General features: G+C 59.6%; 8 protein-coding genes. All 8 read left to right on the top strand.

What is annotated here, in order from left to right; translation table 11 throughout:
- Positions 1-196 precede the first annotated feature (196 nt).
- The 8 genes from DXB86_RS03870 (at position 197) to larA (ending at position 14,986) form a co-directional block, all read left to right on the top strand.
- Positions 197-2,962: a YhgE/Pip domain-containing protein gene (locus tag DXB86_RS03870; protein ID WP_233504136.1), complete on the top strand. Its 2,766-nt coding sequence runs from the start codon at positions 197-199 to the stop codon at positions 2,960-2,962.
- Positions 2,963-5,152, top strand: coding sequence for a YhgE/Pip domain-containing protein (locus DXB86_RS03865; protein WP_117736212.1), 2,190 nt, complete (start codon positions 2,963-2,965; stop codon positions 5,150-5,152).
- A gap of 200 nt (positions 5,153-5,352) precedes the next feature.
- Positions 5,353-6,336, top strand: a complete 984-nt coding sequence (locus tag DXB86_RS03860; RefSeq protein ID WP_117736211.1) for a DMT family transporter — start codon at positions 5,353-5,355, stop codon at positions 6,334-6,336.
- A gap of 116 nt (positions 6,337-6,452) precedes the next feature.
- Positions 6,453-7,751 (top strand): M20 family metallopeptidase, encoded by a 1,299-nt coding sequence (locus DXB86_RS03855; protein WP_117736210.1) that lies wholly within the window; start codon positions 6,453-6,455, stop codon positions 7,749-7,751.
- A 92-nt stretch (positions 7,752-7,843) separates the two neighbouring features.
- Positions 7,844-8,599: an MFS transporter gene (locus tag DXB86_RS03850; RefSeq protein WP_117736209.1), complete on the top strand. Its 756-nt coding sequence runs from the start codon at positions 7,844-7,846 to the stop codon at positions 8,597-8,599.
- Between the two features lie 304 nt (positions 8,600-8,903).
- Positions 8,904-10,217 (top strand): histidine--tRNA ligase, encoded by a 1,314-nt coding sequence (hisS, locus tag DXB86_RS03845; RefSeq protein ID WP_117736208.1) that lies wholly within the window; start codon positions 8,904-8,906, stop codon positions 10,215-10,217.
- Between the two features lie 258 nt (positions 10,218-10,475).
- The gene (locus DXB86_RS03840; protein ID WP_369831477.1) at positions 10,476-13,289 is read left to right on the top strand and encodes a phosphoenolpyruvate carboxylase; all 2,814 of its coding nucleotides are present in this window, start codon (positions 10,476-10,478) and stop codon (positions 13,287-13,289) included.
- 419 nt (positions 13,290-13,708) lie between these two features.
- Positions 13,709-14,986, top strand: coding sequence for a nickel-dependent lactate racemase (gene larA / locus DXB86_RS03835; RefSeq protein WP_233504135.1), 1,278 nt, complete (start codon positions 13,709-13,711; stop codon positions 14,984-14,986).
- The last annotated feature ends 49 nt before the right edge of the window (positions 14,987-15,035 follow it).

Raw genomic sequence — 15,035 nt, 5'->3', positions numbered from 1 at the left:
ATCAATTATTTGTCGGGGTTGTGGTTTTGCGACCTGCTGAAATTAAAGATACTGTACAACTGTACGCTAACTCATCTTCGTAGTATATTGCTACCCGCAAAACTCGATACCATTGTGCGCCGAGACGCTAAAGCGCCTACGTACAATGGTTGTCGATAGTACGATTTGATTCAACGACAGGATGGATGGTCCAAGCGTGAGTCTCGGCAGCAAACTATCCGATGCAAAGGTCTCCTTTGCGATATTTAAGCGCGACATTAAGCGACTGCTTGTGAACCCCGTCGCCCTGGTGGTTACCCTCGGCGTGTGCGTTATTCCCTCGCTGTATGCCTGGTACAACATCGTGGCCAACTGGGATCCGTACGGAAACACCCAGGGTATCAAGATTGCCATCGCCAACAACGATCAGGGCACCCAAAACGAACTGGTGGGTGAGCTCAACGCGGGCGACAAGGTTGTCGATCAGCTCAAGGAGAACGATCAGTTGGGCTGGACCTTCGTCGATTCGGCGGCCGATGCCAAGGAGGGCGTCGAGAGCGGTGAGTACTATGCGGCCATCGTAATCCCCAAGAACTTCTCGGACAATCTGGTTTCGATGCTCGACGGCAACTACCATCAGCCCAAGCTTACGTACTACGTCAATGAGAAGAAGAGCGCCATTGCGCCCAAGGTTACCGACACCGGTGCAAGCACCATCGAGGAGCAGATCAACTCGGAATTTGTCTCCACGGTGGGCGAAACCGTTGCCAGTATTGCCAAAGATGCCGGAGTCGATTTAAAGGACAAGGCAGCCCAGACTCAGGATTCGTTGGCCGGTTCGGTATCAGAGGCTTCCGACACGTTGGGCGAAGTGCGCGATTCGATTGGCGACATGAATGCCGCCATCGATAAGACGAGCGGTGCTATCGCCTCGGCCGATGCGGCGCTTGCCGGCCTGCAGGGTCAGACGCCGTCGCTGACGCAGGCGATTTCCCAGGGCAACGACCTACTGGGAGAGGCTCGCACCACGGCGGGTAACTCCATCACTTCGCTCTCCAAGGCGCTCTCGGAAGGCAGCGTAGCGCTCACCAAGACGTCGGCCTCGGCGAATGCTGCCATCGGCAAGCTGACGGGTACGGTCACATCTACGACCACCCGCATCGACAACTCGCTCGAGTCTCTCCAGGCAACGATTGATCACAACACCGCAGTTATCGAGCGCCTGCAAATTCTTGCCAACGATACATCGACGGGCTCCGAGGACGTTGATGCGCTCATCGCGTCGACCATTAATGCGCTTCGTGAACAGAACCAAAAGCTTCAGAGCATCAAGGACGGTCTGTCTGCGCAGTCGAGCGCCATGGCGAATGACGCCGCGGCTATCTCGGGTGCCAGCGATGCTATCAATAACGCAATTCAGACCGGTGCGACCAACCTTGGCCAGGCCCAGACGAATCTGGGTCAAAACGCGCTGCCGAAGGCCTCGAGCGCGCTTGATTCATTTTCCGCCGTCTCGGGTGATCTGACGGGAATCGTATCTGGCCTTACGCCCACGATTGCAAGCGCGCGCGGTACGCTTTCGCAGCTTAACGCTACACTCGGCCAGGCCAAGACCACGCTGTCCCAGACCGATTCCTCGCTTGCCAAGGTCCAGGACAAGCTCGCAACCGCCGCCAACGACATCGCGGCCCTGCAGACTTCCGAGTCCATGGGCGAGCTGGCTGATCTGGTGGGCGTCGACGTCAATGACGTCGCAGATTTCATGGCATCTCCGGTTGAGCTCAAGTCCAAGTCGATCTATCCGGTCAAGAGCTTCGGCTCGGGCATTGCTCCTTTCTACACCAACCTGGCGCTGTGGGTGGGCGGCTATGTGCTCATCGCCATCTACAAGCTCGAGGTCGACCGTGAGGGCGTTGGCAGCTTTACGGCGCGCCAAGGCTACTTTGGCCGCTGGTTGCTCCTGGTGATCCTGGGTGCGTTGCAGGCCATCATCGTTACGGTGGGTGATCTGGTCATTGGCGTACAGTGTGTTAACCCGCTGCTGTTCGTGTTGGGCGGCATCGCCATCTCGTTCACCTACGTCAATATCATCTATGCGCTGTCCACCACGTTTAAGCATATCGGTAAGGCAATCGGTGTCATTCTCGTCATCGTGCAGATTCCGGGTTCGTCGGGCATGTATCCCATCGAGATGATGCCCGGCTTCTTCCAGTGGCTGCACCCGCTGCTGCCCTTTACCTACGGCATCAATCTGCTGCGCGAGACGGTCGGCGGCATGTACTCGTTCAACTATCTGTTTAACCTGTGCATTCTGGGCGTGTTCTTGATCGTGGCGCTCTTTATCGGTCTGCAGCTGCGTCCGCTGCTGCTCAACCTCAATCTGCTCTTTGATAAGCAGCTTTCCACGACGGGTCTGATGATCTGCGAGTCCAATGACCTGCCGCGCCAGCGCTACTCGCTGCGCACGGCCATGCGTGTCATGCTCGATTCCGATTCGTACCGTCGCGAACTGCTCGATCATGCGGTCGCCTTTGAGCATCGCTACCCGTACTACATCAAGGGCGGTTTTGCCGCCGTGGTGGGCGTTCAGGTCCTGCTCTTTGTCCTGTCGACGGTTCTCGATATCGACAATAACGGCAAGATCATCCTGCTGGTCATTTGGATCATCTCGGTTATTGCCATCTGCGGCTGGCTTATCAATATCGAATATATCCGCGCGAGCCTCAATACCCAGATGCGCATCTCGGCGCTCTCGGATGAGGACCTGCGCCGCGAGATGCGCGAACACACGGCTGCTATTCCTGCCGCCCGCCGCATGTTTGGTCTCAACGCCAACGAGCGCGGCGCTAAGGACGGCGACCAACCCACGGGTCGCTTACCGCATACGGATTCGCACCAAAAAACTCAGGGCGCTGACAACACGGCTGCAAATGACGGAGATGCCGCCCCGCTCGGTAAGCACTCCAAAGGAGGTGAGGCATAAATGAAGAATATCCTGCATCTGTTTAAGCGCGATGTCCAAAACGTGTCTCGCTCCGTGATCGGCATGATCGTCGTGATGGGCCTCATCATCGTGCCGTGCCTGTACGCGTGGTTTAACATCGCCGGCAGCTGGGACCCGTACGGCAACACCGGTAATCTTAAGATTGCCGTGGTCAACACCGATGAGGGCTACGAGAGCGACCTGATTCCCGTCGAGATCAACGTGGGCGAAAACGTGACGGCGACCCTGCGCGGTAACGAGAACTTTGACTGGGTTGTGCTCAACGACCGCGATAAGGCGATTGAGGGCGTTAAGTCGGGCACATACTATGCCGCCGTCGTTATCCCCAAGACGTTTAGCGCCGACATGATGACGCTTTTCTCGACCAACGTGAAGCACGCCGACATCGAGTTCTACGAAAACCAGAAGGCTAACGCCATCGCCCAGATCGTGACCGAAAAGGGTTCGAGCGCCGTCCAGAGCCAGGTGAATGAGACCTTTACCAAGACCATCACGACCATCGGCCTTAAGACCGTGTCCAGCCTGCTCGATTACATGAGCACCGATCAGGTCAGCAGCTTTATCGCCAACCTGTCCTCGACACTGGGCGATTCGGTCGAGGACCTGCAGGACGTTCAAGCCAACGCGACTTCGCTGGCGGGCATTTTGAGCTCGACCTCCGATTCGTTGACGTCGGCGAGCGGTATGCTCCAGCAGACGGGTAAGGTCGATGAATCTACCAAGCAGTTGATGGAGCACGCCGAGAGCGGCATTAGTGATTCCAAGGAAGCACTCAAGGCCGCCAACGACGCCATCAACGCCGCGATTGACGGAAGTGCGGGCTCGTTTGACAACGTGTCCGCCGAGCTCGCGAAGGCTTTCGACGCCGCAAACCAGCATGTCAACGTTACGGTGACCCAGCTCAACGAAGCCGCGTCGGCACTCGAATCGCGCGCCAAGGAAATCGACGACACGGCCGACCAGCTCCGCAGCTTTGCCGATCAGGTGAGTGACGAAAAGCTCCAGGACAGCCTCAAGTCTGTGGCTACATCGCTGGGCAGGATCGCGACGGAGTATCGTAACAATGCCAACGACCTGAGGGCAACCGCAAAGTCCCTTTCCGACAGCATGGCAGAGGTCAACAGCACGCGTGCCGAGGTCGACCAGGCCATCGCCGATGCCAAGGCGGGCATCTCGGGCGCTAAGTCCGACTACGATTCCACGTTCTCGGTCAAGGCCAAGGAGCTCAAGAAAACTATTTCGGGCGTTCTGGATTCGCTCGACGGCATCTCGGGCGACCTGGATAGCGCTGTTGCCGGCCTGACCGACGCATCCGGTTCGCTGGCAAAGGGTCTCTCCAAGGCCGCAAAGCTGGTCAACAAGGCTTCCGATCAGCTGGGCGAGGCGTCGGACAAGATCAGCGCGTTCAAGGACGAGCTCGACGGCGCCCTGATGTCGGGTGACCTGGCGACGATCAAGACGATGATCGGCAACGACCCCGAGGGCCTGGCCGTGTCGCTTTCCGGCCCCGTTGCGCTCGACCGCAAGCCGGTCTATCCGATCCGCAACTACGGTTCGGCCATGGCGCCGTTCTATACGATTCTGTCGCTCTGGGTCGGCTCGATCGTACTGGCGGCCATGATGAAGGTCTCGGTCGACGACGAGCTCATCAACGAGCTCATCCCCGTACGCCTGCACGAGATCTATCTGGGCCGTTACCTGTTCTTTGGCGGTTTGGCCCTGCTGCAGGCAACGCTCGTGTGCGCGGGCGACATTCTGTTCTTTGGCATTCAGTGCGACAACCCGCTGCAGTTTGTGCTGGCGGGCTGGGTCGCGAGTCTCGTGTTCTCCAATATCGTCTACACGCTTACGGTTTCGTTTGGCGATATCGGCAAGGCGCTCGCTGTCGTGCTGTTGGTCATGCAGGTCGGCGGTTCGGGCGGCACGTTCCCCATCGAGATGACCGGCCCTGTGTTCCAGGCGATCTATCCGTTCCTGCCGTTCACTCACGGCATCAACGCCATGCATGCCGCCATGGCTGGCGCCTACCATATGGAGTACTGGGTTGAACTTGGCATTCTGGCGAGCTATCTGATTCCGTCGCTGGCACTGGGCGTCGTCTTCCGCCGCCCGGTCATCAAAGCCAACGACTGGATTATCGAAAAGCTGGAGTCGACCAAATTGATTTAGCGCGACAATGTGGCGTTGACGGAACATCGAGGCCTTCCGGCTCGACGCTTTAGTTGAGTGAATTGCATGAGCTGCTTGGTTGTTGCTACAGTAGCGGGGCGTGCCGGGGGTCCGGCGCGTCCCGTTTTTATTTGACCATGAGGCGGCACGCAGCCATACGCGTGCGGACACCACGCCCAGATTGAGTGCGAGGATGTTCCATGGCCCAATACGCTGCCAACGAAATCGAAAACATGCCCGATAGCCCTGTAGCCCGTGAGGATTTGGGCGCGGGTGGTATTCCCCGGGGTGCCGGCGCACGCTCGCCGTTGTTCTGGAAAGTTCTACTGCTTTCGGTGGCGATTATCTGGGGCTACTCCTTTACCACTATGAAGGACGCACTCGACACCATTCCGGTGTTCGAGCTGGTCTACGTTCGCTTTCTCCCGGCTTCGCTGGTTATGTTCGCCATCTTCCGCAAACGCATCATCGCACACTTTAATGTTCGCAACCTTATCGTCGGGCTTGGTATGGGCGCACTTATGTGGGGCGCGTACGGTTTGCAGACGATTGGCCTGGCACAGACCACGGCGGGCAAGAGCGCGTTTTTGACGGGTACCTATTGCATCCTCGTGCCGTTTGCGAGCTATGTCCTGAGCGGAGAAAGGCTTACCCGTTACAACTTGGGCGCTGCATTGCTGTGCCTGGCGGGCATTGGCCTGGTGGCACTCGATAGCGTCGAGTTCAATGCTGGAGATGCCATCACGCTGGGCGGCGCGGTCTTCTTTGCTATCCAGATGGCGGTGACCGCCAAGTATGGCCGCAAGATGGATATCAACGTCATCACGTTTTGGATGTTTGTGGGCAATGGCGTTTTGAGCTTAATCACGTCGCTACTATTCGAGACTCAGGCGCCTCTGTCCGTGTGGACGCCGAGTTTTATCGGCGTGATGGTCTTCCTCTCGGTGGGCTGCACGTGCGTGGCACTGCTCGTCCAAAACGTCGGTCTGGCGCACGTCCCGGCCTCGACGGGCTCGTTGCTTCTTTCGATGGAGTCGCCCTCGGGTGTGCTGTTCTCGGTGTTGTTGATGGGGGAGGCGCTCACCTCGCGCCTGCTTGCCGGCTTTGCGCTCATCTTTTTGTCGATTATCTTGAGCGAGACGCATTTCGATTTCTTGCGCCGAAAATCTCGCCCGCAATTGTAAACAACTTGTTGCGCCGCCCTCCCAGGGCGGCGTTTTTTATGTCATGCCCTTACAGTTGTGCCTTGCACTTTACGCTGTCAAAGTGCGTGCTGCAAAAACGTTACTGGAGGGCATCTATGGCACCAGCTCTGTCCGATCTTCAACCGCAACCAGCGCCGCAGGCTACCACAGCGGCGCAGACCGCTATCGGCGATGGCCTAGTCAAAGAAGCCCAGGCATTTGCCGGTGAGCTTGCCGCATGGCGACACGATCTACACCAGATGCCCGAGCTGGGTAATAGCCTCCCACAGACCTCTGCGTATATCCAAGCGCGCTTGACCGAGATGGACATCCCGTTTGTCACGCTCGTCGATGGTTCCTGCGTTGTGGGCCTTGTCGGCGCCGGTGCCGCCGCGGCCCAGGGCAATGGCGTCTGCACGGACGAACAAGCCGGTACGGTTATCATGCTTCGCGGCGACATGGATGCCCTGCCCGTTGCCGAGGAATCGGGCGAGCCCTTTGCATCCACCAACGGCTGCATGCACGCTTGTGGCCACGATATGCATGCGACGGCGCTGCTCGGCGCGGCCCGTTTGCTCAAGGCCCGCGAGGCCGAGCTTGTCGACGCCAATGCCACCGTCAAACTGCTGTTCCAGCCGGGTGAGGAGACCTTTGAGGGGGCACGCGCTGCCATCGCCGACGGCTTGCTCGAGAACCCGCGTCCTCAGGTAACTTTTGCCATGCACGTCAACAGCCAGTCGCCGCTCGGCCTAGTGCTCTATGGGAGTCCGGCGCTCTCGGGCGTGTACGGTTTCCGCATCACGCTGCAGGGCAAGGGTGGCCATGGCTCGAGCCCCGAGATTTGCATCGACCCCATTACGGCGGGCGTGCATGTGCACCTAGCGCTCCAGGAGCTTATCTCCCGCGAGGTGCCGGCGGCCAAGGAAGTTGCACTTACCGTTGGTAAGTTTGCCGGCGGTCAGGCTGCCAACGTCATTCCCGACACCTGCGTGCTCGAGGGAACGCTGCGCGGCTTCGATGTCGAGCTCATGGCTCATCTCAAGGAGCGTATCGCCGAGGTCGTCAACGGCGTTGCCGCAACATATCGTACGCCGGCAACCATCGAGACGCTTTCGGACGTTCCGCCGCTCGTGCTCGACAGCGATATGACCCAGGCCTCGCTTGGCTACGTGGGCGCGGTGCTGCCCAAGGCTGCCTTCCTGCCGCTATTCCACGCCATGGCGAGCGAGGATTTCGCACTTATCTCGAGCGAGATCCCAAGTGCGTACTTTACGGTGGGCGCGGCCGTGACCGATACGGACGAGCATTTTGCCCAGCATCATCCCAAGGCGCGCTTTAACGATGCCGAGCTTCCCCTCGGCGCCGCGGCTTATGCCGCCGTCGCTCTCGGATACATTGCGGACCACAAGGAGTAATCCATGTCCCAGCAACGTAAATTTTTCCCTGGCTGGTTCGTGGTGGCCTCCGGCTTTGTCATCATGGCCACGTGCTACACCATTTTCGTTAACTGCATGACTATTCCTTCCGCACCAAACCTTCCGAGATTGGCCTGAAGCCGCTCGGCGAGAACCCGGGCGATCCGTCCGTCTCGACGGCTGGCGACAAGGACGAGCGCACGGCGCCCGAGGTTAACGTTGGCTGGTCTCGCATCAAGAAGAGCCCGGCGTTTTGGCTGCTCGTCGTCGCCTTTCTCTTTATGGGCCTCGTTAACGGCGCCATTTTGCCCAACCAGGTCACCAACATGACGAGCGTTACCGTCAACGGTGCCAAGATCGTCACGGGTGGCCACGACCCCATGTGGGCCGGTACGGTTCTTTCGGCCTACATGGTCACCGTCGTTATCGCCAAGATTTCGCTCGGCGCCATTTACGACCGTTTTGGCCTGCGCTTTGGCAATGTGCTGGGTTCTGTCGCGTGCATCATCGCCTGCGCCGCCCTGTGCTTTCCCGCAACCGACCTTGGCCCCATTGTGGCTGCCATTAGCTTTGGAATCGGAACGTGCATGGGCACCATCACGCCTACCATTGCCGCGTCCAAGCAGTTTGGCATGGCCGACCTGGGCAAGGTAACGGGCACCATCACCTCGCTCGAGATGGTTGGCGGCACGGTGGGCGCCATCGTCTCGGGAATACTGTTCGATGCCACGGGCTCCTTTACGAGCACATGGATCGTGTGCCTGGCGTGCTCGGTGGCAATGCTGGTGTTCCTGCTGGCGTCTGAGCCCATCGCGGCTAAGCTGCGCGCGAGCGTGGCGGGGGAGTAGGGACGACGTCGCTCGTAGCTCTTTGCCCCGTTTTGTCCGTGGCTGCCTTGGAAGCCGAATGGATGCTCGTACCGTCATTCGGTTTCCCATGCAGCCACGGGCTCAAGAGATGACCCGAAGTCTTTCCGTCCAACGGATTTTGTGATCCGAAGAGGCGGAAGGATTGCAGATTGCACACCGCGGCGGTGCATCTGGCCGAACGAGTCCCCATACCCTCGTTCGGTCAGATGCACCGCCGCTGTTTGTGTTTGTGCCGTATAATGACCACTACCTATGACGCGATACAAAAGAAAGGTGTTTGCCCATGCAGGCACAGAAGGCGGAGGGAACCCGCGACCTTATCGGCGCTGAGATGCGCGCCTGGCAAAAGATGCAGCAGATCGCTGCTGGCGTGTTCGAGCCGTTTGGCTTTAAGCCCATCGAGACGCCCGCCATCGAGCAGGTGGACGTGTTTGTCCACGGCATCGGCCAGTCGACCGACGTCGTGCGCAAGGAGATGTTCCGCGTGTTTAGCGGCGCCAACCTGGAGCGCGTCTTTACCGAGGGCACCGATACCAAGCTCAAGCCCAAGCAGCGCCTGGCGCTTCGTCCCGAGGGCACGGCTGGCGTGGTGCGCGCCGTCGTGGAGAACAACTTGGTGCCCCAGGGCTCCACGCCGTTTAAGGCTTACTACGCCGAGGCCATGTTCCGTGGCGAGCGTCCCCAGAAGGGCCGCCTGCGCCAGTTCCATCAGGTGGGCATCGAGTGGCTCGGCGCTCCCGATCCGGCGGCAGACGCCGAGTGCATCATTATGCTCATGGAGTTTTACAAGCGCCTGGGCTTCGATCTGTCCAAGCTCCGTCTGCTCATTAACTCGATGGGCGATGCCCAATGCCGTCCGGCCTATCGCGAGCAGGTTAAGCAGTTCATTCTCGACCACGCCGATGAGATGTGCGACGAGTGCCGCGAGCGCGCCGAGCTTAACCCGCTGCGCGCCTTCGACTGCAAGAACGACCACTGCCGCGAGATCATGGCCGACGCCCCGCTGATGGGCGACAACCTGTGCGATGAGTGCCGCGAGCACTACGAGCAGGTCAAGCGCTATCTGGACGTCGCCGGTATCGAGTACGTCGAGGATCCCACCCTGGTGCGCGGCCTGGACTACTACACCCGTACCGTCTTTGAGGTCGAGGCCCCTGGCGCCGGCGTCGGCTCCATCGGTGGCGGCGGCCGCTACGATGGCCTGGTCGAGCTCGAGGGCGGCAAGCCCACGGCCGGCGTCGGCTTCGCCGTCGGTTTTGAGCGTGCGCTGCTGGCCCTGCAGGCCTTTGGCAGCGACCTGGGTGCCGAGGAGGCCCCGTGCGTCTACGTCGCCAATGCCGGCAAGGAGCTGCGCCAGAACGTCTTTGCCATCACGCAGGAGCTTCGTGCCGCTGGCATCGTGACCGAGGCCGACTACCAGGGTCGTTCGCTCAAAGCTCAGTTTAAGCAGGCCGACAAGGTTGGCGCCAAGCTCATTTTGGTCCTGGGTGGCGACGAGCTTGCCGCCGGCAAGGTCAAGGTGCGCGACATGGAGAGCCATGACGAGGCCCTCGTCGATCTGGCCAACGTGGTCGAGGCGGTTCGCGAGCGCCTGTAGCGCATGATTTTTGAGCTGTAGTGCCGCTGAGGTGCCCAGCTCATTGCGAGCGATTGTTACGGGGGTGTTTCGCTTTTATGCGGAATGCCCCCATTTACGTATGCCGCCCACCGAGAAATACGACCATTTAGGGCAAAAACCCTTGCAATGCAGAAAATACTTTTGTGTGGTAAAGCGCAATCAGTGTCGAAAGTATTTCTCAAGCGCCTATAATGAATACCGCATGTTACGTGCATAGAAGGAGGAATGGGAGGAAACGTGGCTGAGAACCTAAGCAACCAGTCTGTACCCGAAGCCGCGGCGCGCGTCGCTGCCGTGGTCAACCGCCTCGTTAACCGAATCGGCTCGAATGCCGAATCCAAGGAGCGTCTCGCCGAGATCGAGATCCCCGAGGAGCTGCGCGACAATCTGGCGCTGTTCTTGCGCCTGGAGCGCCGTGTGCTTAGCGAGTATGATCCCGAGATCGCGGACCTGTTCGACAAGATTTTGACAGCCGAGATTGTGGCCAACGCCGGAAACCCCGGCACCCGTGCTGCCGACGAGTCCGTCGACGAGCAGGGCGTGCCCACTGCCGACGAGCCCACCGCCGTGGCGTTTCGCGAGGTCGTTGATCTGATCGACAGTCTGCCGCTCGATAAGCAGCAGGTTATCGTCCGCGCCTTTACGAGCTTCTTCCATCTGGCAAACCTGTCGGAGGAGAACTACCGCGTGGCGCAGCTGCGCGAGCGCGAGGCCGGCGCATCGACCGATACCGAGGTCGATCCCGCCAACGAGCTCACCGTCGCCTATCACCAGTTGGTAAACGAGATGGGTGTCGAGGGCGCCAACGAGCTGCTCGACAAGCTGGAGTTCCACCCTGTCTTTACCGCACATCCCACCGAGGCCCGTCGTAAGGCCGTCGAGGGCAAGATTCGCCGTATTTCCAACCTGCTGGAGGAGCGTCCGCGCCTGGGCGGCTCCGACCTAGTGGAGAACGAGCGCCATATGCTGCAGGAAATCGACGCCCTGGTGCGTACGAGCCCCATCGCGCTCAAGAAGCCCACGCCGGTCGAGGAAGCCGATACCATCATCGACATCTTCGATAACACGCTGTTCGACGTCATTCCCGTTATCTATCGTCGTTTTGACGACTGGGTGCTGGGCGACAAGGCGGGTACCGTGCCGCCGCTGTGCCCGGCGTTCTTCCATCCCGGCAGCTGGATCGGTTCCGACCGCGACGGTAACCCCAACGTCACCGCCAAGGTGAGCCGTGAGGTCGCCGCCAAGTACTTCACCCACATGGTGCTCAAGCTCGAGGACAAGTGCCGCCGCATCGGCCGCAACCTCACGCTCGAGGCCACCTACAGCAAGCCGTCTGCCGAGCTCATCAACCTGTGGAACCATCAGGTCGAGATGAGCACCCAGTACACCGCACGCGCCGAGCTGATCTCCGAGCACGAGCCGCATCGCGCCGTCATGCTCGTCATGGCCGACCGTCTGAACGCCACCGTGCGTCGCATCACCGACACCATGTACCACAGCGCAGACGAGTTCTTGGATGACCTGCGCGTCGTTCAGCGCTCCCTGGCCGCCTGCGGTGCCGTCCGTGCTGCCTACGGCCCGGTCCAGACCATCATCTGGCAGGTCGAGTCCTTCGGCTTCCATATGGTCGAGATGGAGTTCCGTCAGCACTCCGTGGTGCACGCCCGCGCCCTCAAGGATATTCACGAGAACGGTATCCATGGCGACCTGCAGCCCATGACGCGCGAGGTTATCGACACCTTCCGTGCCATCGGTTCCATCCAAAAGCGCTACGGCAAGAAGATGGCGCACCGCTACATCATCTCGTTCACCAAGAGCGCCCAGCATGTGGCCGACGTCTTTGAGCTGGCCCACCTGTCCTTTGCACACGAGGAGGATGTCCCCGAGCTCGACGTGATCCCGCTGTTCGAGCAGCTCGAGGACCTCGAGGGCTGCGTCGACGTGCTCGACCAGATGCTTACGCTGCCCGTGGTGCAAAAGCGCCTTGCCCAGACCAACCGCCGCATGGAGGTCATGCTGGGCTATTCCGACTCCTCCAAGGATGCCGGTCCTACCACGGCCATGCTCGCGCTGCACTCCGCGCAGGAGCGCATTGCCAAGTGGGCCGAGAAGAACGATATCGACCTGGTGCTCATGCACGGTCGCGGCGGTGCCGTGGGCCGTGGCGGCGGTCCGGCCAACAAGGCCGTGCTGGCGCAGCCCAAGGGTTCGGTCAACTGCTTCTTTAAGCTCACCGAGCAGGGCGAGGTCATCTTTGCCCGTTACGGCAACCGCACGCTGGCTCAGCGCCATGTTGAGTCCGTTGCCGCCGCAACGCTTTTGCAGTCGGCCCCGAGCGTCGAGAAGACCAACACCGAGACCACGCAGAAGTTCTGGGATATGGCGGAGAAGCTCAACGCAGTAAGCCATGAGCGCTATCTGGACCTGCTGAACACCGAGGACTTTACACCGTGGTTCTCGACCGTGACGCCGTTGACCGAGGTCGGTCTGCTGCCAATCGGCTCGCGTCCCGCCAAGCGCGGCCTGGGCGCCAAGTCGCTCGACGACCTGCGTACCATTCCGTGGATCTTTAGCTGGAGCCAGGCACGCATCAATCTGGCCGCTTGGTACGGCCTGGGCACCGCCTGCGAGCAGTTGGGCGACCTTGACCAGCTCAAGGCTGCCTACCAGGAGTGGCCGTTCTTCCGCACGTTCATCGACAACATCGAGATGTCGATCGCTAAGACCGATCAGCGCATCGCCAAGATGTACCTGCACCTGGGCGATCGCCAGGATCTGTCCGAGAAGGTCTTCACCGAGATGCAGCTCACCCGTAAGTGGGTCCTTGCCATCGTCGGTGACGAGTGGCCGCTGCAGCGTCGCCGCGTGCTCGGCTGCGCCGTCCGCGTGCGTAACCCCTATGTTGACGCCCTATCCATCGCCCAGGTTCGCGCCCTTCGCGAGGTGCGTATGAACCAGGACGAGATGGCGGAGGAGAAGAAGGCCGAGTACATGAGCCTGATTCTTTCGACTGTGACCGGCGTCTCGGCAGGTTTGCAAAACACGGGGTAATCGATAGCCCTGTGGCTCTCACCGGGACCCGATGGGATTCCCTCTGAATGCGTCCTCGCACTTGAAGCCCCCTTATCCTGCTCCTTCGGAGTTGCGGATAAGGGGGCTTCGTGCTGCGGAATGCATTCAGAGGGAAACCCATCGGGTCCCTTCGTCCTCGGTCTTCAAGGATTAGAGTTGAGGAGAAGAATGGCGCGCTTCGCGCGTTTTGGAGGGGGTCTATCCTGGTGGCGCATTTGGCGCTTCTCGCCTTACGACTGTGGCGGCCGCGGTCCCGTTTGGGATCGCGGTTGTTTTGTTGTGGGTCAAATATGAACGTTGTGTTAATGAGTCGGTGGACGGTGGTGTTTTTCGGTGAGCGGCGTATCCTTCCAACGGTTTATCTAGTGTGTCAGTTGAAAGGAAGAGGGCGCTCGTCATTGTTTGAATGTGAACTGCCGTTTGACCACAAGACGTTGCATCTGGAGCTCGAGGATAAGAACTTCGCGGGTGTGATGGAAGGTCATCAAAACGAGTTTAAGACCACGAAATCGCAGGAAGAGCTGGTGGAGGAGTCGCTTTCCAACCCTTACGGCTCGCCTTCGCTCGAGGAGCTTTGTGCTGGCAAGAAGGATATTGTCATCATTAGCTCAGATCATACGCGTCCCGTTCCCTCGCGTGTGACGATGCCTATTCTGCTGCATCACATCCACTCCGCTGCGCCTGAGGCGCGCGTTCGCATTCTGGTTGCTACGGGTATGCATCGTCCGTCGACGCACGAGGAGCTCGTCAACAAGTACGGCGAGGAGATCGTTGCCAACGAAGAAATCGTTATGCACGTCGCGACTGACGACAGCATGATGAAAAAGATCGGCACCCTGCCTTCTGGTGGCGAGTGCATCATCAACAAGATTGCGGCCGATTGCGATCTGCTGCTTGCCGAGGGCTTTATTGAGCCGCACTTCTTTGCCGGTTTCTCTGGTAGCCGCAAGTCCGTCCTGCCTGGCATCGCCAGCTACAAGACCATCATGTACAACCACAACGGTCAGTTTGTGAACGATTCCCACTCGCGTGCCGGCAACCTGTGCCACAACCACGTGAGCGAGGACATGTTTGCCGCCGCCGAGATGGCTCACCTTGCCTTTGTGCTCAACGTGGTGCTCAACGGCAAGCACGAGGTCATTGGCTCCTTTGCCGGCGACATCCACAAGGCGCACGAGGCTGGCTGCGAGTTCGTGAAGAGCCTTGCCGGCGTTGAGCCCGTCGAGTGCGAGATCGCCATTACCACTAACGGCGGCTACCCCCTCGATCAGAACATCTATCAGGCTGTGAAGGGCATGTGCGCTGCCGAGGCCACGCTTCCCGAGGGCGGCGTGATCATCGACGTCGCCGGTTGTGCCGACGGTCACGGCGGCGAGGGCTTCTATCACAACATCGCCGACAACGATCCGGCAGAGTTTGAGCGCGCCTGCATCGATCGTCCTAAGGACGAGACCCTGCCCGATCAGTGGACGAGCCAGATCTTTGCCCGCATCCTGGCGCATCACCCTGTGATCATGGTCACCGACCTGTGCGATCACCAGATGCTCAAGGATATGCACATGACGCCGGTCAACACTATCGAGGAAGCGCTCAAGCTCGCCTTTGAGATGAAGGGTGCCGATGCCAAGGTCGCCGTCATCCCCGATGGCCTGGGTGTTGTTGTCGCACAGCACTAGTGCGCGGCTTAAACGAATCGTTTATAACCGACAAGAAAGATAAGGTTTT

This window comes from Collinsella sp. OM06-18AC, from assembly GCF_003438785.1.
GTDB lineage: Bacteria > Actinomycetota > Coriobacteriia > Coriobacteriales > Coriobacteriaceae > Collinsella.
This window is presented reverse-complemented; position numbering and strand designations above follow the sequence as displayed.

Excerpts from the sequence above, each read along its gene's own strand:
- DXB86_RS03865 (WP_117736212.1), top strand. The coding sequence starts at position 2,963 with ATGAAGAATATCCTGCATCTGTTTAAGCGCGATGTCCAAAACGTGTCT.
- hisS (WP_117736208.1), top strand. The coding sequence starts at position 8,904 with ATGCAGGCACAGAAGGCGGAGGGAACCCGCGACCTTATCGGCGCTGAG.
- DXB86_RS03860 (WP_117736211.1), top strand. The coding sequence starts at position 5,353 with ATGGCCCAATACGCTGCCAACGAAATCGAAAACATGCCCGATAGCCCT.
- DXB86_RS03855 (WP_117736210.1), top strand. The coding sequence starts at position 6,453 with ATGGCACCAGCTCTGTCCGATCTTCAACCGCAACCAGCGCCGCAGGCT.